This window comes from Mesorhizobium sp. BR1-1-4 (assembly GCF_020165375.1).
Taxonomy (GTDB): Bacteria; Pseudomonadota; Alphaproteobacteria; order Rhizobiales; family Rhizobiaceae; genus Mesorhizobium; species Mesorhizobium australicum.
Genome location: NZ_JAIUIB010000004.1, coordinates 300,864 through 319,797 on the forward strand (window position 1 = coordinate 300,864; position 18,934 = coordinate 319,797).

The following is an 18,934-nucleotide window of genomic DNA, read 5'->3' on the forward strand; positions in this document are numbered from 1 at the left end:
GCATGGCAGCACCGCAACGCAGCGAGGCCGAACAAGCGGCCCTTGACCGCCGTTTCATGGCCGCGGCCTTGCGGCTATCGCGCAAGAACGCCGGACGCACCTCGACCAACCCTTCCGTCGGCACGTTGATCGTGCGCGATGATGGGGCCGGGCCGATGATCGTCGGTACCGGCGTCACCGCCGTCGGCGGCCGGCCGCACGCCGAGACCGAGGCGCTTGCCGAGGCCGGCGAACTCGCGCGTGGCGCAACCGCCTATGTCACGCTCGAGCCTTGCGCCCATCACGGCCGCACGCCGCCTTGCGCCAACGCGCTGGTCAGTGCCGGCATCGCGCGTGTCGTGGGTGCGGCCAGTGATCCCGATCCGCGGGTCTCCGGCAAGGGTTACGCCATCCTGCGCGAGGCCGGTGTCGAAGTGGTCCAAAAGGTCCTCGCCACCGAAGCTGCCGAACAGATGGCGGGCTATTTGATTCGCTCTCTGAGAAAACGCCCGGAAGTAATTCTGAAGCTTGCGCTTTCCAGCGACGGCAAGATCGGCAGGGAAGGCGCCGGCCAGGTCGCGATAACAGGCGACATGGCGCGCCGCGAAGTCTACCTGATGCGCGCCGAGGCGGACGCCATCCTGGTCGGCATCGGCACGGCGCTGGAAGATGATCCGGCACTGACGGTGCGTTTGCCCGGACTGGAGAACCGGTCGCCGGCACGCATCGTGCTCGACCGCCAGATCAGGCTGCCGGAGGGCTCGAAGCTGGTGTCGGGCGTCGATCGCGTACCTCTTTATGTGGCGGCTTGCCTGGAGGCCGATCCGCAGCGCCGGGCCGCGCTCGAGCGCGCCGGCGTGCGCTTCATCGGTACGGAGACGCACGAGGGCGGCGTCGCATTGCCGGAGCTGCTCGAGGATCTGGCGGCGCTTGGCATGGCAAGCGTGCTGGTCGAGGGCGGCGCCAAGGTGGCGAGCGCCTTCCTGGCCGACGGGCTGGTGGACCGCATCGTGCTGTTCCAGGGTCCGGAAGCGATCGGCCAAGATGGCATTGCATCGCCTGTCGACGCTGACCATGTCCCGGTGGGTTTTCGCAAGCTGCGCGAGATGCGGTTCGGCGAAGACGGTTACGCCGAATGGATCAGGGATTTTCAGGGATAGCGATCGATGTTTACCGGGATTGTCACCGATATCGGCACCGTGGCCGCCATCAAGCCGCTGCGGGAAGGGGTGGGACTGCGCATCGACACCGCCTATGATCCCGAGACCATCGCCATCGGCGCGTCGATTTCCTGCGGTGGCGTCTGCCTGACGGTCACGGCTTTGCCCGACAGCGGCTCGAACGCGCGCTGGTTCGAGGTCGAGGCCTGGGAGGAGGCGCTCAGGCTGACCACGGCGTCCGGTTGGAAGTCCGGCACCAGGATCAATCTGGAACGGGCGCTGAAGATCGGCGACGAGCTTGGCGGCCACATCGTTTCGGGCCATGTCGACGGCACCGCCGAGATCGTTGAACGCCGGGATGAGGGCGATGCGGTGCGCTTCACACTGCAAGCGCCGCGCGATCTGGCGAAATTCATCGCGCCGAAAGGCTCCGTCGCGCTTGATGGCACCTCGCTCACTGTCAACAGGGTCGAGGGCACCCGCTTCGACGTGCTGTTGATCCACCACTCGCTGACCGTGACTACCTGGGGCGAGCGCAAGGCAGGCGACCGCGTCAATCTCGAGATCGATACCATGGCCCGCTACGCTGCCCGGCTGGCGGAGGCGGCGAAAGAGGGGCTTTGATCGCCTGCGGGACAGTCCGACCCACGGCAATCTGATACGCGTCGGGCAATCTTCCGCTTGCGATCAAACCGGCTTCGGCCTAAGTCACCGGCGACTCCGGAGACATCTATGGCTGGCACATCCCAACACGGCAAGGCGTTCATTCGTCCCAAGAAGAAGGCTCACCTCCTCGTCATTGAGGCGCGCTTTCACGACGACCTTGCCGACGCACTGCTCGATGGCGCGACAAGCGCGCTCGACGAAGCGGGCGCGACTTACGACGTCGTCACTGTTCCCGGTTCGCTTGAAATTCCCGCGGTGATCACCTTCGCGCTCGACGGCATGGCCGAAGGCGGGACGGGCTATGACGGCTTTGTCGCACTCGGCACCATTATCCGTGGCGATACCTATCATTTCGACATCGTCGCCAATGAATCCAGCCGTGCGCTCATGGACCTGTCCGTGCAGGACTCGGTCTGCATCGGCAACGGTATCCTGACCACCGAGAACGATGTGCAGGCGTGGACGCGGGCCAAGCGCTCCGAAGGCGACAAGGGCGGCTTTGCCGCGCGCGCGGCGCTGACCATGATCGCGTTGAAGGAACAACTGGGAGCGCAATCGTGAGCGAACCCGCTTCGCCCGGACAGCCCGCGGTGCGCCACGCCAACAAGCGCGGCGCTGCCCGTCTGGCCGCCGTGCAGGCGCTCTATCAGATGGATGTCGCCGGCAGCGGCGTGTTCGAGATCACCGCCGAGTACGAGGCGTTCCGTCTCGGCAAGGAAGTCGACGGCGCGCTCTATCGCGAGGCGGACGCGCAGTGGTTTCGTGCCATCCTGACCGGGGTCGTCGAGAACCAGAAGACCATCGATCCGATCATCCGCCAGGCCCTGACCGACGACTGGCCGCTGTCGCGCCTCGATTCGACGCTCCGTGCCATTCTGCGCGCGGGCGTCTACGAACTGATGAAGCGCGAGGACGTTCCTGTCGCGGTCATCGTCACCGAATATGTCGACATCGCCAAGGCCTTCTACGAGGAAGACGAGCCGAAGCTGGTCAATGCCGTGCTCGACCGCGTGTCACGCCGGGTGCGTGGCGAGGGACGCGGCAAGGACGCTTCGTGACCGCCATCGCCGTCGAGGCGAGCAAGGAGGCGCGGCGCACCGCGCTGATCCTCGCCGCCTCGCAGGCGATCATCGGCTCGGCGGCTCCCATCGCCATTTCCATGGGCGCGCTGGCCGGGCAATATCTGCTCGGCGCCGACAAATCCCTGGCGACCGCGCCGATCACCGGCTTCAATCTCGGTGTGGCGCTAGGCGCCTTGCCCGCGGCCGCCATTATCCGCTGGCTGGGGCAGCGTGGCGGTTTCATGACCGGAACCGTGGTCACCGCGCTCGGCGGGCTGGTCGCCACCCTGGCTTTATTCCACGGCAGCTTTTGGCTGTTCGCGTTCGCGCTGCTCGTCATCGGTGTCGGCGGCGCCTTCGTCCAGCAGTTCCGTTTTGCCGCGGCCGACAACGCGCCGCCGGCGTTCAAGGCCCGCGCCATCTCCTTCGTGCTCGCCGGTGGCATCATCACCGCCATCCTCGGGCCGCAGATCGTCATCTTCACGCGCGAATTATTCGCACCAGTCATGTTTGCCGGTTCCTTCGCCTCGATCCTGCCGCTGGCGGTTGTCGGCGCCGTGATCCTGTCGTTCCTTCGTTTGCCGTCGAGGACCGCGAGCAAGGTGGACGTTGCCGACGGCGATGCCCGACCCCTTTCCGAAATCGTCACCAAGCCGCGTTTCGTCGCGGCGCTCTTCTGCGCCGTCGGCAGCTATGCGCTGATGAGTTTCGTCATGACCGGCGCGCCGCTCGCCATGGTGGGCTGCGGCCTGTCGGAGGACGATGCGACGCTGGGCATCTCCTGGCATGTCATGGCGATGTTCGGGCCGAGCTTCTTCACCGGCTCGCTGATCCATCGCTTTGGCGCCGAGCGCATTGTCGCCATCGGCCTGCTGTTGCTGATCGGCTGTGCCGTCGTTGCCTTGTCGGGCCTGGCGCTGTGGCAGTTCTGGACGGCGCTGATCCTGCTCGGCCTCGGCTGGAATTTCAGCTTCATCGGCGCCACCGCCATGGTGGCGGCCAGCTACCACCCTTCCGAAAAGGGCAAGGTGCAGGGCTTCCACGACTTCGTCCTGTTCGGCTCCGTCGCCTGTGCGTCGCTGATGTCGGGCATGGTCTACAACGCCTGGGGCTGGACCATGCTCAACTGGATGATCTTTCCCGTCGCCGCACTTTGCTTCGTGGCACTCGGCGCGCTGAAGATCACAAGCTTGCGGCCGGCTTGACGCGAATTTGAAAGCTATGCGTCCGGCGGCAGAACCTGAAGCACCCGCGCTATGAACATATGGAACTCAGCCATGTAATTGCGCAGGAAATCCTCAGTGGATTCAACCGTCACCTCGCCGTCATCCGTGATCAGTCCCGGCGTGAACTGGATATAGGCTTCGGGCGCATTCATCTGCGGTGAGTTGCAGAAACTCAGCACGCTGCGGAGGCTTTGTTGGGCGACAGCGGTCGCGATCGCGCCCGGCGATGTTCCGATGACGGCCGACGGTTTGCGCGCGAATGAATTCTTGCCGTAGGGGCGGCTGGCCCAGTCGATCGCGTTCTTCAGTCCGCCGGGGATCGAGCGATTATACTCCGGGGTGACGAACAGCACGGCCTGGACGGAGGCGATCGCCTTTTTGAAAGCCTGGGCGGCCGGCGGGAAATTGGCGTCGTAGTCGTAACTGTAGAGAGGCAGATCCTTGAAGCCGATTTCCGTCATTTCGAGCTCGGGAGGGGCAAGTTGAACAAGCGCCTTCGCGAGCTTGCGGTTGATGGATGCCTGGGCAAGGCTGCCGATGAGATAACCGACCTTGTGTATGGCCATGACACGCTCTCCGTGTTTGCCGCCACCCTCGTGGCATTATTCACCCGATAGCGGCCAATCGCCAGCCCGCTGTTGCCGCCAGGCCCAAATCGGCGCGTCCGGAACAAAAATATTGCGCTGGTCCCCCTTCTTATGAAACCGTGTGCCCCGACTGGCCGTTGAAGCCATGCTCATATGCGGCCACCGCATTCCGGTTCACAGCAAGGGGTTTCACAATGTTTTCAGTCAAGGTTCTGGCCAGCGCGGCTATGGCGCTCGCCATCACGGCGGCTTCCGCGAGCGCTCAGGTTGTCGTCTCCTCGAAGATTGACACCGAGGGTGGCGTGCTCGGCAACATTATCCAGCTCGTCCTCAACGCCAACAACATCAAGACCACGGACCGCATCCAGCTCGGCGGCACGCCCGTGGTGCGCAAGGCGATCACCGCCGGTGAGATCGACATCTATCCCGAATACACCGGCAACGCCGCCTTCTTCTTCGAGAAGGCCGATGATCCCGTGTGGAAGGATGCCGCCAAGGCCTATGAGACGGCCAAGAAGCTCGACTACGACGCCAACAAGATCGTCTGGCTGTCACCGGCGCCGGCCAACAACACCTGGGCGATCGCCCTGCGCAAGGAAGTGACGGACGAGAACAAGCTCGTCACGCTGTCGGACTTCGGCAAATATGTCGCCGGCGGCGGCAAGGTGGTCCTGGCGGCCTCCGCCGAGTTCGTCAATTCGGCGGCAGCCCTTCCGGCCTTCCAGACTACCTACGGCTTCACGTTGAAGCCGGACCAGCTGATCACCCTCTCTGGTGGCGATACGGCGGCAACCATCGCGGCCGCCGCCAACCAGACCAGCGGCGCCAATGCTGCCATGGTCTACGGCACCGACGGGGGCATCGCGCCATCGGGCCTCGTGGTGCTGACTGACGACAAGGGCGTGCAGCCGGTCTATCAGCCGGCGCCGATCATCCGCGAGGCGGTGCTGAAGGAGCATCCCGAGATCGAAACGCTGCTGAAGCCGGTCTTCGCCAAGCTCGATCTCGTCACGCTGCAGGAGCTGAACGGCCGCGTGCAGGTCGGCGGCGAGCCGGTCAAGGGCGTCGCCGAGGACTTTTTGAAGAAGAACGGGTTTTTGAAATAGCGACGCGTCGATAGCGACGTCAGGGCGAGGCGCCTTATGACCCCGCGTTTCGATAAGCTCGGCGTGGTCATCGCTGCACTCGCTGCTTACGCCGCGTTTCTCGCGCCGTTCGCCACCTTCCGCGCGAACCGCATCGTTCCCGGCCAGGCACGCTCTATCGTCGAGGCGCTGCCGCAGGCTATAGGGCCGTTGCTGCTCGCAATCATTGTCGCGGCGGCAATCATCGCGCTCCTCAAAACGCCGCTCGTCTTGCGCCTTGCGGCGAGCGTCGTGACGCTTGTCGCGCTGGCGCTGCTCATCGGCGTCGCCGGCACATTCCTCACTCCAGCCGGCAATACTTTTGCTCGGGTCTCGCCGGCATCCGGCTTCTGGATTCTCATCTTCGCCTTCACGCTTTTGCTCGCCGACGTGCTGACCCGGCTCAACCTGTCGCCCTCTGCGCGCGTCGGCGTGCTTGTCGTTGCGGCGCTGGCCATCGGCTTGCTGCTGATTTCGGGACGCTGGGACAGCCTCTCGATCCTCAAGGAATACTCCAACCGCGCCGACAGCTTTTGGGCCGAAGGCTCCAAGCATGTGACCCTTGCTCTCGGCTCGTTGCTTGCCGCCGTGATCGTCGGCCTGCCGCTCGGCATCCTGTGCCACCGTGTCGAGAGCCTGCGGGCCGGCGTCCTCAACGTCTTGAACATCATCCAGACCATTCCCTCGATCGCGCTGTTCGGACTGCTGATCGCGCCGCTTGGCTGGGTCGCGGCCCACGTTCCGGGGGCCGCCGCGCTCGGTATCAGGGGCATCGGCACGGCGCCCGCCTTCGTCGCCCTGTTCCTCTATTCGCTGCTGCCGGTGGTGGCCAACACCGTGGTCGGCCTTGCCGGCGTGCCGCGTGCCGCCAATGACGCGGCGCGGGGCATGGGCATGACGGACCGCCAGCGCCTGTTCGGTGTGGAGTTTCCGCTGGCCTTTCCGGTGATCCTCACCGGCATCCGCATTGTGCTGGTGCAGAATATAGGCCTTGCCACCATCGCCGCGCTGATCGGCGGCGGCGGTTTCGGCGTGTTCGTCTTCCAGGGGGTCGGCCAGACGGCGATGGACCTGGTGCTGCTTGGCGCAGTGCCGACCGTGGCACTCGCCTTTGCCGCCGCCATCATCCTCGACGCCGTGATCGAAATGACCGCCACCAAGCGCAGGGTTGAAACGGCATGATCGAAATCGAAGGCATCACCAAGCGCTATGACGCGACCACTGTCGTCGACGACGTCTCGATGATCGTCGAGCCGCGCACGGTCTGTGTCATTGTCGGCACCTCGGGCTCCGGCAAGACGACTCTGCTGCGCATGATCAACCGGCTGGTCGAACCAACCGCCGGCGTCATCAAGCTCGATGGTGCCGACAATCGATCGGTGCCGGGGTACGAACTGCGCCGCAGCATCGGCTACGCCATCCAGGGCCACGGCCTGTTTCCGCATCGCACGGTGGCGCAGAACATCGCTACCGTGCCGGTGCTGCTTGGTTGGGACAAGGCACGCATCAAGTCCCGCGTCGACGAGCTGATGACGCTCTACCAACTCGACCCCCAGGAATTTGGGCCGCGCTACCCGCATGAACTGTCCGGCGGCCAGCAGCAGCGCGTCGGCGTTGCCCGCGCGCTCGCCGCCGAACCCAACGTGCTGTTGATGGACGAGCCGTTCGGCGCACTCGACCCGATCATCCGTACCAAGGCGCAAGAAGATCTGCTGGCAATCCAGAAGCGCTTCGGCACCACCATCATCCTCGTCACTCATGACATGGAGGAGGCCGTGCACATGGGGGACAAGATCGCGGTGATGGATGCCGGCAAGCTCGTGCAATATGCAAGGCCGGCGGAGATCCTGGCGAACCCAGCCAGCAGCTTTGTCGAAACCCTGGTCGGAGCCAGCGAAAAACCATTCAGGCTACTGTCGCTGGGGCGGGTACGCGATGCGGTGGAGCAGGGCGGCGCCGAAGGCGAGGCGATCCCCGGCGACGCCAGCCAGCGTGACGCGCTCGCGGAACTTCTCTGGTCCGGCAGGCCGGCGCTGCCGGTGAAGGGTGCCGACGGCAAGCCGATCGGCCGCGTCACCGTCGACGGACTGATCAAGCGCGCGGCGAGGCCGGCATGAAGGCCTGGCTGCCGCTGCTGCTCAGGCTTGCGCTGGTGGTGTTGCTTGTTGCCTTCATCACCAGTCCGGGGTGGTTCGAGCCGTTGCTGAAGCCGCTGACCGAAAACAACGCTCCCGTAATCTACAATCAGGGCAGCCTGCTGACGCTGACGCTGCTGCATCTGCGCACCGTGTTGATCGCGACCGTCGCCGCCACCATCGTCGCGGTGGCGCTCGCCATCCTCGTCACCCGGCCGGCTGGCGTCGAATTTCTGCCGTTGTCGCGCAGCCTGGTCAACATCGGCCAGACCTTTCCGCCCGTGGCGGTGCTGGCGCTCGCCGTGCCGGCAGTCGGCTTCGGCGAGAAGCCGACGCTGATCGCGCTGTTTCTCTATGGACTGCTGCCTATCTTCGAGAACGCACTGACCGGGTTGACGACGCTGCCGGCTAACGTCGTCGAGGCGGCGCGTGGCGCCGGCATGACCGGCTGGCAAAGGCTCACCAAGCTCGAGTTGCCGCTCAGTGCACCGATCATCCTTGGCGGCATAAGGCTCTCCGTGGTGATCAGCCTGGCCACGGCCACCATCGGCTCGACGGTGGCCGCCAAGACACTCGGTGAGGTGATCATCGCCGGCCTGCTATCCAACAATCTCGCCTTCATCCTGCAGGGCGGCCTGATCGTGGCGGCCCTTGCCGTGCTGATCTATGACGGACTGTCGGCGGTAGAGCGCTACACGGCGCGCCGGATGGGTCGCGAAGCGGAATGATCCTCGGGGAGACGGAGGTCTTGCCTCGGATGGTTCCCTAGCGTGATTTCAATCGATCTAAATCGAAGGCCCTTTCGGCTCTGCCGTCGCGGGTTTTGCCTTTTGGACGAAAGCCGGGCAAAAACTGAACAATATCTTGACGTTCGCGGCCCTGTTTCGCATACACCGATGCGAAGAGGTGGATTCCGCGCGCGGAATCCGGTCTTTGTCTCAACGGCCCAGGGAGGGGTTCTTTTGGGCCAACAATCGAGGAAAATTCGGCAATGACCATTATTTCCGCCGTCATCGCCTGCGGCCTGCTTTCAATCCTATACGCCATCTGGGCGACACGTTCGGTCCTCGCGGCCGATCAGGGCAATGCACGCATGCAGGAAATCTCCGCCGCCATCCGCGAAGGCGCCCAGGCCTATCTGGCGCGCCAATACACCACCATCGCCATCGTCGGCGTGGTCGTGCTCGTGCTCGCCTGGTGGCTGCTGTCGATCACCGCCGCCATCGGCTTCCTGATCGGCGCCGTTCTGTCGGGTGCCGCCGGCTTCATCGGCATGCATGTTTCGGTGCGGGCCAATGTACGCACCGCGCAAGCGGCTTCCAACAGCCTCGCCGCCGGCCTCGACATCGCTTTCAAGTCGGGCGCCATCACCGGCATGCTGGTGGCCGGCCTCGCTCTGCTGGGCGTTTCCATCTATTATCTCGTCCTGACCCATTTCATGGGTCTTCAGCCAAACGATCGTATCGTCATCGATTCGTTGGTCTCGCTCGGCTTCGGCGCCTCGCTGATCTCGATCTTCGCCCGTCTCGGCGGCGGCATCTTCACCAAGGGTGCCGATGTCGGCGGCGATCTGGTCGGCAAGGTCGAAGCCGGTATTCCGGAGGATGATCCGCGCAACCCGGCCACCATCGCCGACAATGTCGGCGACAATGTCGGCGATTGCGCCGGCATGGCCGCCGACCTGTTCGAAACCTATGCGGTGACGGTTGTCGCCACCATGGTTCTCGCCGCCATTTTCTTCGGCGGCACCGCTGTCCTCGGTGCGGCGATGCTGTATCCGCTCGCCATCTGCGGCGCCTGTATCCTGACCTCGATCGTCGGCACCTTCTTCGTCAAGCTCGGCTCCAACGGCTCGATCATGGGCGCGCTCTACAAGGGCCTGATCGTGACCGGCCTGCTGTCGATCGTCGGCCTCGGCGTCGCCACTTCGGCCACGCTCGGCTGGGGCGAGGTCGGCACCGTCGCCGGCATGACGATCACCGGCAAGAACCTGTTCATCTGCGGCCTGATCGGCCTCGTGGTGACCGGGTTGATCGTGGTGATCACCGAGTACTACACCGGCACCAACAAGCGCCCGGTCAACTCCATCGCCCAGGCGTCGGTGACCGGCCACGGCACCAACGTCATCCAGGGCCTCGCGGTCTCGCTGGAATCGACGGCACTGCCGGCAATCGTCATCGTCGGCGGCATCATCGCCACCTACCAGCTCGGCGGCTTGTTCGGCACGGCGATCGCCGTCACCACCATGCTCGGCCTCGCCGGCATGATCGTGGCGCTCGACGCCTTCGGTCCGGTCACCGACAATGCCGGCGGCATTGCCGAAATGGCGGGCCTTCCCAAGGAAGTGCGCCACTCCACCGACGCGCTCGACGCCGTCGGCAACACCACCAAGGCGGTGACCAAGGGCTACGCCATCGGTTCGGCCGGCCTCGGCGCGCTGGTGCTGTTCGCGGCCTACTCGAACGACCTGAAGTTCTTTGCCGCCAATGGCGACAAATATCCCTACTTCCAGGGCATGGGCGAAATCTCCTTCGATCTCTCCAACCCTTACGTCGTCGCCGGCCTGATCTTCGGTGGCCTGATCCCCTATCTGTTCGGCGGCATCGCCATGACGGCGGTCGGCCGCGCGGCGGGCGCCATCGTCGAGGAGGTGCGCAAGCAGTTCCGCGAGGATCCGGGCATCATGGCCGGCACGTCCAAGCCGAACTATGCGCGCGCGGTCGATCTCCTGACCAAGGCGGCGATCCGGGAAATGATCATCCCGTCGCTGCTGCCTGTGCTGGCGCCGCTCGTCGTCTATTTCGGCGTGCTGCTGATCTCGGGCTCGAAGGCGTCCGCCTTCGCAGCGCTCGGCGCCTCGCTGCTCGGCGTCATCGTCAATGGCCTGTTTGTCGCCATCTCGATGACCTCGGGCGGCGGCGCCTGGGACAACGCCAAGAAGTCGTTCGAGGACGGGTTCACCGACAAGGACGGCGTCAAGCACCTCAAGGGCTCCGAGGCACACAAGGCTTCGGTGACCGGCGACACCGTCGGTGATCCCTACAAGGACACCGCCGGCCCGGCGGTCAACCCGGCGATCAAGATCACCAACATCGTAGCGCTCCTGTTGCTGGCCGTGCTCGCGCACGGCTGAGCGGGAGCGGTTGAAAAAACCCGCGGGGAGCGATCCCCGCGGGTTTTTTCATGTCAGCTGACTGGTCGCTTGGTCCGGCATCTGGGCGCCGCGTGCGCGACAGCCGCTATTCTCCGGTTTCTTCCCGCTTGCTGCCTCTGCGGTACATAGCCAACAGATCATCCACGGTCGGCTCCCGTTCAGGCATGGGCGGCAGGCCGCGTACCTTTCGAAGCATGGAGACAAAAGCACCGCGTTGGTATTTGCGGCGAAACTCGACGGATCTCGGATGAATGCCGCATGCAGCCCAAACCCTTCGTTTCAGATAACTGGATTTCTTCAGGCGAGACGGCACCGCCGCTGCGGCAAGAACCTTGACACGTAGGTCGTCCGGTATGCGCATGCGGTCGATGAGTTCCTCCTGCTCCATTGCCGTGTCATCGAGATAACTGCCGCTGCGCTGGCCGGAGAAGATACTCAGCACCGTCAGGTGCGGCATGGTCGCGATCACGGCTCCCTTTCGCCAGGCCCGGAAGAGCCAGTCCTGCGAACTTTCGCATGAGCATTCGCTGGCAGGCCGCCAGGGGCCGAGCCAGTCCAGCGACGCCCGCCTGACCACCTGTGCCGATCCGTATCCGGCCGTGACGACGGGATCGTAAAAACCGTCTTTGCCCATTCCGTAAATCGAGGTCTTGAGAGCATCGTCTCTCGTCCGCACCGGTTCGATGATGGCGCCACGAGCGATGACGACATCCGCGCCGGTCGCATCGATCCATCCCGTGGTTGCCGCCAGATGATCCGGAAACCAGAGGTCGTCGTGATTGAGCACGGCGACAAGCCGGCCGCGCGCCCTGGCAAAACCGATATTGTTGGGGCCGGATTGCTCGCCGAAATTGACGGGCAGGTCGATATAGAAGATGCGCGGATCGGCGAATTCGGCGATGATCGCCGGTGTCTCAGGGCGACAGTCGTCGCCGATCACCAGAATTTCAAAATCCTGCAGCGTCTGGCGCAAGACGCTGAACAGCGTCTGTCGCAAGGCTGCGGGACGATTGTGGGTGGCGATCACCACCGAGACGAGCGGCACGCGCTGCCCTGTTGCATCGAACAAGCGCGATCCTTCCACGCTACACCAGCTTGTAGGGGATTTGTTCGGTGTCCGGTGGCAGGCGCCAATGGTCGGGCGCGTCGTAGGCATAGGCCTTGTCGACGAGATTGAGCAGCAGGGCGATCTCCGGCCCGAGCGCCGTCACGCCGTGCCACACGCCTGGCGGGATTATGACGATCGCCGGCCGCAACGCGCCGAGTATCTTGTGCCACACCGTGCCGAAACTGGGCGAAGCCTTCCGGCCGTCATAGAGCGATATGCGGACGCTGCCGGCACAGCAGAAGAGCCGATCCAGCGTCACCCTGTGCGCATGCCAGCCGGTTACCGCGCCTGGATACATCGTGCGTTGAAACACCTGGCCGACAGGCGATGGATCAAGTCCCCACTCATCCCGAAAGACCTCGGTCAGATAGCCGTTGGATGTAGCGACCGGCCTGATTTCCTTGATTGTGACGCCATCGATCGACGGCGGATCGATGGCAAGCCAGTCTGATGTCACCGTCTGCCGGTCGGGTGTCCCGGTCGCCATCCAGCCAACCGGCATCGCATGGTCGTCACTGCTCATGTCCAAATCCCCCAGCCTGACGGTTTGATATGGGTTTGCCCCATCACTGGCAAGCCGGGCCCCGTTAACAAAAACCCGTGGGATCGCTCCCACGGGTTTTTGGTCGCCTGAGACATTTCTGTTCCCCAAAGTCAGGGAAGCAGGATTCTAGGGATCAGGGGGTGCCGCCGCCGGGAATGCCGGGCGCCAGCTTGCTGGCGCCGTTGATGATCTGGCTGAGGAAGTTCTGGTCCTTGCCGCCGGTTGGCGTGGTGCGCGAAATGAAGTCGAAGATCTTGCCGTCCTTCAAGCCGTAATTGGCGATCTGGGTGACGCGGCTGTCCGGGCCGAAATAGACCGCCAGCACTTTCTGGTCGACCAGCCTCGGCTTGTCGAACGCGACGTAGCGCTTGCGCGTCTGCGAAATATAGTAAAACGCCTCATTGTCGAAAGTCGCCGTGGTCGACGGCGTGCCGAGTGCAAGGAGCACCTGCTCGCGGCTGGAACCGACCGGCACGGAATCGATCGCCTGCTGATCGAGGACATAGCCTTGCGTGAACGTCTCGCTCGGATTGAGGTCGCCGATCATCTTGTTGGTGTGGCATGCCGACAGCGCCGCTACGATAGCCAGCAGCGAGATCGCGGCGGCAGCCCTGGAATTGAAACTCGACTTGAAATTCAGCGCGCGCAACAACAATTCTCCATTATATCGCCGCAACTTGCGCTGGGCCGCAAAACCGGTAAACCAGCTTGCTTGCCGATGCAACAAGGCCAATTCAACAAACGGTCCCCGGAGACCATCCCCATGTTCCAGCGCCTTTTTGGCCGCGAACGCCACGCCAACCGCGCCATCACCGACGCGCTTTACGCACAAATCGTGGCGGCGGCGCGGCAGACCGTTTTTTATTCCCACTGGAATGTGCCGGACACGCCGCTTGGCCGTTTCGAGATGCTTTCGCTGCACATGTTCCTGGTCCAGCACCGCTTGCGCGGAGAGGACGGCGTGGCGCAAGAGATCGCGCAGGTGCTGATCGACGAATTCTTTCTCGACGTCGATCATTCGCTGCGAGAACTGGGCATTGGTGACGTGGGTGTGCCAAAACGCATGAAGAAGCTGGCGAAGATGTTCTATGGCCGCACCGCCGCCTATGATGATGCGCTGGAACGAAACGACCATGACGGTCTGACCGCGGCACTTGCCCGCAATGTCCGTCCCGACGCCGGCGGCTGGCCGGAAGCGTCGCGTTTGGCCGGGTATGTCGCCGACGCCAGCCGGCAACTGAGTGCGCAGCCGACCGAATCGATCGTTGTCGGCACTGTGGCGTTTCCCGTAGCCAACGGAGGCTGATCGATGAAAGACGTGGATATGCAAAGTCCGGTATCCTTTTTCGCCAATGTCGCGCGTCTGCCGCACAAAGGGCTGCCGGTTGTGATCGAGGCCGATGCCGCGCAGCGCGCGGCACTTGCCGAGGCCCATGGGCTGCTGTCGGTCGAAGCCTATCGCGCCGAACTGCTGGTTACGTCATGGAAGCGCAACGGCGTGAAGGTCAGCGGCAGTGTCGAGGCGGACATTACCCAGGCCTGCATCGTCACGCTCGACCCCATCGAAGCGCATGTTGAAGAGCCGTTCGAGGCGCTGCTCTTGCCCGAGGACTCCAAACTCGGACGGCAGGGATTCGAAGGCGGCGGCGAAATCCTGCTCGACGCCGACGGACCCGACAGTCCCGAGACATTTTCGGGCGACACCATCGATGTCGGGGCACTTGCCGAACAGTTCTTCGGCTTGGCCATCGATCCCTATCCGCGCAAGCCCGGCGCCTCGATTGGCACCGATGACGACACCGGACCGGCCGAGAATGAATTTCAGCAAAAACTGCGATCCTTGCTGCGAAAATCCTGAAAACCTCGCTCGCGACGGAAAAGTCGGTTGTGCGACAGCCTAAAACCGCTATTTTCGCCGAACCTTTGCGATCACTAAAACGACTTGCCGCCTAACCGTGAGATAAATACCGCGTGATCAGGATTTCCATCGATGCCATGGGCGGCGATCACGGACCAGCCGTGGTCATTCCGGCGCTCATGACGGTCGCGACCCGCCGTCCCGACATCCGCTTCGTCATCTACGGACGTGAGGAAGTGGTGCGCCCGGAACTCGCCAAATTCCCCAAATTGGCCGAGGTCAGCGAGTTCTTCCACTGCGAGATCGCGGTCAGGATGGATGACAAGCCGAGCCAGGCTCTGCGCCATGGCCGCTGGAAATCGTCGATGTGGAAGGCGGTCGAGGCGGTGAAGTCGGGCGCCGCGGATGCATGCATCTCCGCCGGCAATACCGGTGCGCTGATGGCGATGTCCAAATTCTGCCTGCGCACCATGGCGACCATCGACCGCCCGGCGATCGCGGCATTATGGCCGACATTGCGCGGCGAAAGCGTGGTTCTGGACGTCGGCGCCACCATCGGCGCCGACGCGCACCAGCTCATTGATTTTGCCATTCTCGGCACCGGCATGGCGCGTTCCGTGTTCGGCATCGCCCGACCCACGGTTGGCCTGCTCAATGTCGGTGTGGAGGAGATCAAGGGCCAGGAAGAGGTCAAGGAGGCGGGACGCATGTTGCGCGAAGCCAATATGGCCTCGATGAATTACCATGGCTTTGTCGAAGGCGACGATATCGGCAAGGGTACGGTCGACGTCGTCGTGACGGAAGGCTTTGCCGGCAATATTGCTCTCAAGACGGCGGAAGGCACCGCGCGCCAGATAGCTGGCTATCTGCGCGCCGCGATGAGCCGCACCCTTATGGCCAAGATCGGCTATGTCTTCGCCAAGGGCGCCTTCGACCGCCTGCGCGAAAAGATGGATGTCGGCCGCTCCAATGGCGGCGTCTTCCTGGGGCTGAACGGCATCGTCGTCAAAAGCCATGGCGGTGCCGACTCGGACGGTTTCGCCGCGGCGATCGAACTCGGCTATGACATGGTGCGCAACAATCTGCTTGATCGCATCGAGGCCGACCTCGACCTGTTTCATGCGCGCAACCCGCATGCCCTGACATCAAGGAAATCCGACGTCGTTACCGACGCAAGGGAATAGGAAAGAATTTTGATCAGATCAGTTGTGCGCGGCACGGGCGCCGCGCTGCCCCGCCGCATCATGAAGAATGCCGATTTTGAAGGTATGGTCGAGACCTCCGACGAGTGGATCGCTCAGCGCACCGGCATCCGCCAGCGCCATATCGCGGCTGATGACGAGACGACGGCTTCGCTGGGCGAGGCCGCGGCGCGTGCCGCCCTTGCCGATGCGGGATTGACCCCGGGCGATATCGATCTGGTCGTACTGGCGACCTCGACCCCCAACAACACGTTCCCGGCTACCGCGGTCGAGATCCAGAACCGGCTCGGCATGCAGCACGGTTTTGCCTTCGACATGCAGGCGGTATGCTCGGGTTTCGTCTATGCGGTGACGACAGCCGATCTCTACATCCGCGGTGGCCTTGCAAAGCGCGTGCTGGTGATAGGCTCGGAGACCTTCTCACGCATCCTCGACTGGAGCGATCGCTCGACCTGCGTGCTGTTCGGCGATGGCGCCGGTGCGGTCGTTCTGGAAGCCGGTGAGGGGGCCGGCACGATCGCCGATCGCGGCGTCCTGGCGGCCAGCCTGCGTTCCGACGGCTCGCACAAGGAAAAGCTTTTCGTCGACGGCGGACCGTCGACGACGGGCACGGTCGGTCATCTGCGCATGGAGGGACGCGAGGTCTTCAAGCACGCGGTCGGCATGATCACCGATGTCATCGAGGCGACCTTCTCGGCCGCCGGTATTACCGCCGACGATCTCGACTGGTTCGTGCCTCACCAGGCCAATAAACGGATTATTGACGCTTCGGCCAAAAAGCTCGGGATAGCTGAGCAAAAGGTGGTGGTGACCGTCGATTTGCACGGTAACACGTCGGCTGCTTCCGTACCGCTGGCGCTGTCGGTGGCCGTCGCCGACGGCCGCATCAAGAAGGGAGATCTGGTGCTCCTGGAGGCGATGGGCGGCGGCTTCACCTGGGGCGCCGTTCTGGTTCGCTGGTAAGTGCAGAACGGTCCGGTTTCGGTCCTTGACCTTGCCGGATCAATTACTTAGGCTCTGCCGTTGTTGTGCCGATTTTATGTTTGAGCTGATGGGACGGTCGCATGGGGGGAAAGACACTTACGCGCGCCGACCTTGCCGAGGCCGTCTACCGAAAGGTCGGTCTGTCGCGCACTGAATCCGCCGAACTCGTCGAGGCGGTGCTGGATGAAATCTGCGAAGCGATCGTGCGCGGCGAGACGGTGAAGCTGTCGTCTTTCGCGACATTTCATGTCCGCTCCAAGAATGAGCGGATCGGGCGCAATCCCAAGACCGGGGAGGAAGTACCGATCCTGCCGCGCCGGGTGATGACCTTCAAATCGTCCAACGTCCTGAAGAACCGCATCCTGCGTTCCCACCAGAACAGCAAGGCCAAGGGCGGCAAATAGCCTCCATTGCACGGTTGAAAACCGGCTCCGCGACAACGGCGGACTTGAATATTGCTTCACAAACCGCTGAAATAAGACCCGATTCGGCAGCATGGCCGGATGGGTGTTCTGGCTTGTGATCGATTCCGCACCTGCGGAACAAGCTCTTCTCATTGTTGAGCGGGATCTCGTCGGAGCACCGTTCCGGGCTACACGCCAGCGTGAGGATTTCGCCCATGGACAAGAGCCCTGACGCCTTCCGCACCATCAGCGAGGTCGCTGAAGATCTCGACCTGCCACAGCATGTGCTGCGTTTCTGGGAGACGCGCTTCAACCAGATCAAGCCGATGAAGCGTGGCGGCGGCCGCCGCTACTACCGGCCGCAGGATGTCGAACTGATCAAGGGCATCCGCCATATGCTCTATGACCAGGGCTACACCATCAAGGGCGTGCAAAAGCTGCTGCGGGAAAACGGCAATCATTTCCTGGTCGCCATCGGCAATGGCGACATGGCCGCCGTCGAGGCGATCTCGCAGCGCAAACAGGCCGATCAGGTGCCGCTGACGCCGGCAGCCCAACCGCGCGGCGGAGATGACGAACTGGTTGGCCAGCCAAGGGTCAAGCCCAGCCGCCGCTTTTTCGGCCTGGGCAAGGGCGACGAGGAAGGTCCGGTTGCGCCGGACGCGTCGAAGCTCTCGCGTGACAACCGCGCGTTGCTGCAGGAGGCGCTGTTTGACCTCCTGGAATGCAAGCGCCTGCTCGACCAGGTGCGCTGACCGCCGCGAAGCGCTTTAAAACCTCGAAACTGGAACTCGCTTTGGGGTGAGGCGTTACGTTTCCTTCTGCAAGACAAGGAAACGCATGATGGCATCATTTTCGACCCTTTCGGACATCGACCTCGAAAAGCAGGTCGCGGCTCTCTCGAGAGAACTCGCCGCGTTGCGCAAGGCAGTGTCGAAGCGGGGTGGCGCTTACTATGAAGACGGCCGTGATGCTGCTCTTGATACGTATTCGGATCTTGCGGAGCGTCTGCGCGACGCCATGCCGGCAATCCGCAAACAGGGCAGGGTGATCGAGAAATCGGCACGCGACCATCCGGCGGCCGCCGCTACCATCGGCCTGGTCGTGCTCGGTCTGGTCGCCAGCCTACTGTTCAGCCGGGGCGGCTCGCCCTCCGGGCGCGGCCGCTATTCCCATTGACGTCAGCGGTTGCGATACCGCTCCGGAATCTGGCCGAAGCGCGTCGGCATAGAGGCGCACGGCACCGCTGTGCTGCCGGTGCAGAAAGGCGGATCGATCGATCCGCCACAGCCGCTCGATTTCCGCGGCGATCGCCGGGTTTGTCCAGTAGTCCCGGCCTGGCATTGTGACCAGGAGAAAACCAGCCTTGGACAAGAAGCCAGGGCTGGTCTTCTCGTTGCGGTGCTTAGGCCTTGTTGCCCATCTTCTTCATGTGATGATGGTGGTGGCGATGGTGACGGTGATGATGGTGATGATGGTGGTGACGATGGTGATGATGCTTTGCCATTGAGGCCGCGTCCGCGCTTGTCGCGCCGACCACCGGCACCGCGAAAGCCATTGCAGCTGCAAGCCCGAGGGCCGAGAGGAGGGATTTCTTCATTGGATCGTTTCCTTTTTCGCAAGCAGGTATCGATCGGGCCGATATCCCGACCGCCGCGAACGGAATTACGCTCCTGAATTTTTTCGTCAGTATTTCCCGATTGTAGAATCTTGTTTCTGAACTGTTTCCCAGGAACCGGCTT

Annotated in this window: 22 protein-coding genes; 18 read left to right on the top strand and 4 right to left on the bottom strand. The window is 63.3% G+C overall.

From position 1 onward, the window contains the following. Positions 1–2: 2 nt before the first annotated feature. The 5 genes from ribD (at position 3) to LB571_RS10640 (ending at position 4,071) form a co-directional block, all read left to right on the top strand. Complete coding sequence (ribD, locus tag LB571_RS10620) at positions 3–1,139, top strand: bifunctional diaminohydroxyphosphoribosylaminopyrimidine deaminase/5-amino-6-(5-phosphoribosylamino)uracil reductase RibD (RefSeq protein WP_224594316.1); 1,137 nt, start codon at positions 3–5, stop codon at positions 1,137–1,139. Between the two features lie 6 nt (positions 1,140–1,145). Continuing rightward, positions 1,146–1,763, top strand: coding sequence for a riboflavin synthase (locus LB571_RS10625; protein ID WP_140720771.1), 618 nt, complete (start codon positions 1,146–1,148; stop codon positions 1,761–1,763). A gap of 108 nt (positions 1,764–1,871) precedes the next feature. Beyond that, entirely contained in the window at positions 1,872–2,366 is a 495-nt protein-coding gene (ribH, locus tag LB571_RS10630; protein ID WP_140617055.1) for a 6,7-dimethyl-8-ribityllumazine synthase, read from the top strand. Continuing rightward, positions 2,363–2,863: a transcription antitermination factor NusB gene (gene nusB / locus LB571_RS10635; RefSeq protein ID WP_015318243.1), complete on the top strand. Its 501-nt coding sequence runs from the start codon at positions 2,363–2,365 to the stop codon at positions 2,861–2,863. The genes ribH and nusB overlap by 4 nt, the downstream gene beginning before the upstream one ends. Then, on the top strand, positions 2,860–4,071 hold the full coding sequence (locus tag LB571_RS10640; protein WP_224594319.1) for an MFS transporter: 1,212 nt from the start codon (positions 2,860–2,862) through the stop codon (positions 4,069–4,071). The genes nusB and LB571_RS10640 overlap by 4 nt, the downstream gene beginning before the upstream one ends. A gap of 14 nt (positions 4,072–4,085) precedes the next feature. On the opposite strand, the gene LB571_RS10645 is transcribed toward LB571_RS10640, so the two are convergent. Then, positions 4,086–4,658 carry an NADPH-dependent FMN reductase gene (locus LB571_RS10645; protein ID WP_023773263.1) on the bottom strand — a complete coding sequence of 191 codons (573 nt, stop codon included), beginning with the start codon at positions 4,656–4,658 and terminating at the stop codon, positions 4,086–4,088. A gap of 215 nt (positions 4,659–4,873) precedes the next feature. Here LB571_RS10645 and LB571_RS10650 point away from each other — a divergent pair, with 215 nt between their 5' ends. The 5 genes from LB571_RS10650 to LB571_RS10670 all read left to right on the top strand — a co-directional run bounded on the left by LB571_RS10650 (position 4,874) and on the right by LB571_RS10670 (position 11,071). Then, complete coding sequence (locus LB571_RS10650; protein ID WP_015318240.1) at positions 4,874–5,785, top strand: ABC transporter substrate-binding protein; 912 nt, start codon at positions 4,874–4,876, stop codon at positions 5,783–5,785. A gap of 36 nt (positions 5,786–5,821) precedes the next feature. Next, positions 5,822–6,985 (top strand): ABC transporter permease, encoded by a 1,164-nt coding sequence (locus LB571_RS10655; protein WP_140617052.1) that lies wholly within the window; start codon positions 5,822–5,824, stop codon positions 6,983–6,985. Next, positions 6,982–7,920, top strand: coding sequence for an ABC transporter ATP-binding protein (locus LB571_RS10660; protein ID WP_224594322.1), 939 nt, complete (start codon positions 6,982–6,984; stop codon positions 7,918–7,920). The genes LB571_RS10655 and LB571_RS10660 overlap by 4 nt, the downstream gene beginning before the upstream one ends. Beyond that, positions 7,917–8,666, top strand: a complete 750-nt coding sequence (locus LB571_RS10665; protein WP_224594324.1) for an ABC transporter permease — start codon at positions 7,917–7,919, stop codon at positions 8,664–8,666. Before LB571_RS10660 ends, LB571_RS10665 begins: the two co-directional genes overlap by 4 nt. A gap of 263 nt (positions 8,667–8,929) precedes the next feature. Beyond that, positions 8,930–11,071, top strand: a complete 2,142-nt coding sequence (locus tag LB571_RS10670; RefSeq protein ID WP_015318236.1) for a sodium-translocating pyrophosphatase — start codon at positions 8,930–8,932, stop codon at positions 11,069–11,071. A gap of 106 nt (positions 11,072–11,177) precedes the next feature. On the opposite strand, the gene LB571_RS10675 is transcribed toward LB571_RS10670, so the two are convergent. The 3 genes from LB571_RS10675 to LB571_RS10685 form a co-directional block, all read right to left on the bottom strand. Continuing rightward, entirely contained in the window at positions 11,178–12,161 is a 984-nt protein-coding gene (locus LB571_RS10675) for a glycosyltransferase family 2 protein (RefSeq protein ID WP_140717553.1), read from the bottom strand. A gap of 16 nt (positions 12,162–12,177) precedes the next feature. Continuing rightward, the gene (locus tag LB571_RS10680) at positions 12,178–12,723 is read right to left on the bottom strand and encodes a dTDP-4-dehydrorhamnose 3,5-epimerase family protein (RefSeq protein ID WP_015318234.1); all 546 of its coding nucleotides are present in this window, start codon (positions 12,721–12,723) and stop codon (positions 12,178–12,180) included. Between the two features lie 154 nt (positions 12,724–12,877). After that, positions 12,878–13,393 carry an outer membrane protein assembly factor BamE gene (locus LB571_RS10685; RefSeq protein WP_140823664.1) on the bottom strand — a complete coding sequence of 172 codons (516 nt, stop codon included), beginning with the start codon at positions 13,391–13,393 and terminating at the stop codon, positions 12,878–12,880. Between the two features lie 114 nt (positions 13,394–13,507). On the opposite strand from LB571_RS10685, the gene LB571_RS10690 reads away from it, so the two are divergent. The 8 genes from LB571_RS10690 (at position 13,508) to LB571_RS10725 (ending at position 18,702) form a co-directional block, all read left to right on the top strand. Next, complete coding sequence (locus tag LB571_RS10690; protein ID WP_140823701.1) at positions 13,508–14,050, top strand: ubiquinol-cytochrome C chaperone family protein; 543 nt, start codon at positions 13,508–13,510, stop codon at positions 14,048–14,050. 3 nt (positions 14,051–14,053) lie between these two features. Continuing rightward, positions 14,054–14,602, top strand: coding sequence for a YceD family protein (locus tag LB571_RS10695; RefSeq protein ID WP_224594326.1), 549 nt, complete (start codon positions 14,054–14,056; stop codon positions 14,600–14,602). Between the two features lie 113 nt (positions 14,603–14,715). Further along, positions 14,716–15,786 carry a phosphate acyltransferase PlsX gene (gene plsX / locus LB571_RS10700; protein ID WP_140823662.1) on the top strand — a complete coding sequence of 357 codons (1,071 nt, stop codon included), beginning with the start codon at positions 14,716–14,718 and terminating at the stop codon, positions 15,784–15,786. A gap of 9 nt (positions 15,787–15,795) precedes the next feature. Then, a complete protein-coding gene (locus tag LB571_RS10705; RefSeq protein WP_015318229.1) occupies positions 15,796–16,767 on the top strand; it encodes a beta-ketoacyl-ACP synthase III in 972 nt (323 codons plus the stop codon). A gap of 101 nt (positions 16,768–16,868) precedes the next feature. Further along, positions 16,869–17,192, top strand: coding sequence for an integration host factor subunit alpha (locus tag LB571_RS10710; RefSeq protein WP_010915609.1), 324 nt, complete (start codon positions 16,869–16,871; stop codon positions 17,190–17,192). Positions 17,193–17,407: 215 nt separating this feature from the next. After that, positions 17,408–17,947, top strand: coding sequence for a MerR family transcriptional regulator (locus tag LB571_RS10715; protein WP_015318228.1), 540 nt, complete (start codon positions 17,408–17,410; stop codon positions 17,945–17,947). Positions 17,948–18,035: 88 nt separating this feature from the next. Then, entirely contained in the window at positions 18,036–18,371 is a 336-nt protein-coding gene (locus tag LB571_RS10720; protein ID WP_224594328.1) for a hypothetical protein, read from the top strand. Between the two features lie 187 nt (positions 18,372–18,558). Beyond that, positions 18,559–18,702, top strand: a complete 144-nt coding sequence (locus LB571_RS10725) for a hypothetical protein (protein ID WP_224594329.1) — start codon at positions 18,559–18,561, stop codon at positions 18,700–18,702. Positions 18,703–18,934 lie beyond the last annotated feature (232 nt).

Coding starts and splice junctions, on each gene's coding strand:
- ribD (WP_224594316.1), top strand. CDS start 3: ATGGCAGCACCGCAACGCAGCGAGGCCGAACAAGCGGCCCTTGACCGC.
- LB571_RS10625 (WP_140720771.1), top strand. CDS start 1,146: ATGTTTACCGGGATTGTCACCGATATCGGCACCGTGGCCGCCATCAAG.
- ribH (WP_140617055.1), top strand. CDS start 1,872: ATGGCTGGCACATCCCAACACGGCAAGGCGTTCATTCGTCCCAAGAAG.
- LB571_RS10645 (WP_023773263.1), bottom strand. CDS start 4,658: ATGGCCATACACAAGGTCGGTTATCTCATCGGCAGCCTTGCCCAGGCA.
- LB571_RS10650 (WP_015318240.1), top strand. CDS start 4,874: ATGTTTTCAGTCAAGGTTCTGGCCAGCGCGGCTATGGCGCTCGCCATC.
- LB571_RS10655 (WP_140617052.1), top strand. CDS start 5,822: ATGACCCCGCGTTTCGATAAGCTCGGCGTGGTCATCGCTGCACTCGCT.
- LB571_RS10660 (WP_224594322.1), top strand. CDS start 6,982: ATGATCGAAATCGAAGGCATCACCAAGCGCTATGACGCGACCACTGTC.
- LB571_RS10665 (WP_224594324.1), top strand. CDS start 7,917: ATGAAGGCCTGGCTGCCGCTGCTGCTCAGGCTTGCGCTGGTGGTGTTG.
- LB571_RS10670 (WP_015318236.1), top strand. CDS start 8,930: ATGACCATTATTTCCGCCGTCATCGCCTGCGGCCTGCTTTCAATCCTA.
- LB571_RS10680 (WP_015318234.1), bottom strand. CDS start 12,723: ATGAGCAGTGACGACCATGCGATGCCGGTTGGCTGGATGGCGACCGGG.
- LB571_RS10690 (WP_140823701.1), top strand. CDS start 13,508: ATGTTCCAGCGCCTTTTTGGCCGCGAACGCCACGCCAACCGCGCCATC.
- LB571_RS10695 (WP_224594326.1), top strand. CDS start 14,054: ATGAAAGACGTGGATATGCAAAGTCCGGTATCCTTTTTCGCCAATGTC.
- LB571_RS10710 (WP_010915609.1), top strand. CDS start 16,869: ATGGGGGGAAAGACACTTACGCGCGCCGACCTTGCCGAGGCCGTCTAC.
- LB571_RS10715 (WP_015318228.1), top strand. CDS start 17,408: ATGGACAAGAGCCCTGACGCCTTCCGCACCATCAGCGAGGTCGCTGAA.
- LB571_RS10720 (WP_224594328.1), top strand. CDS start 18,036: ATGGCATCATTTTCGACCCTTTCGGACATCGACCTCGAAAAGCAGGTC.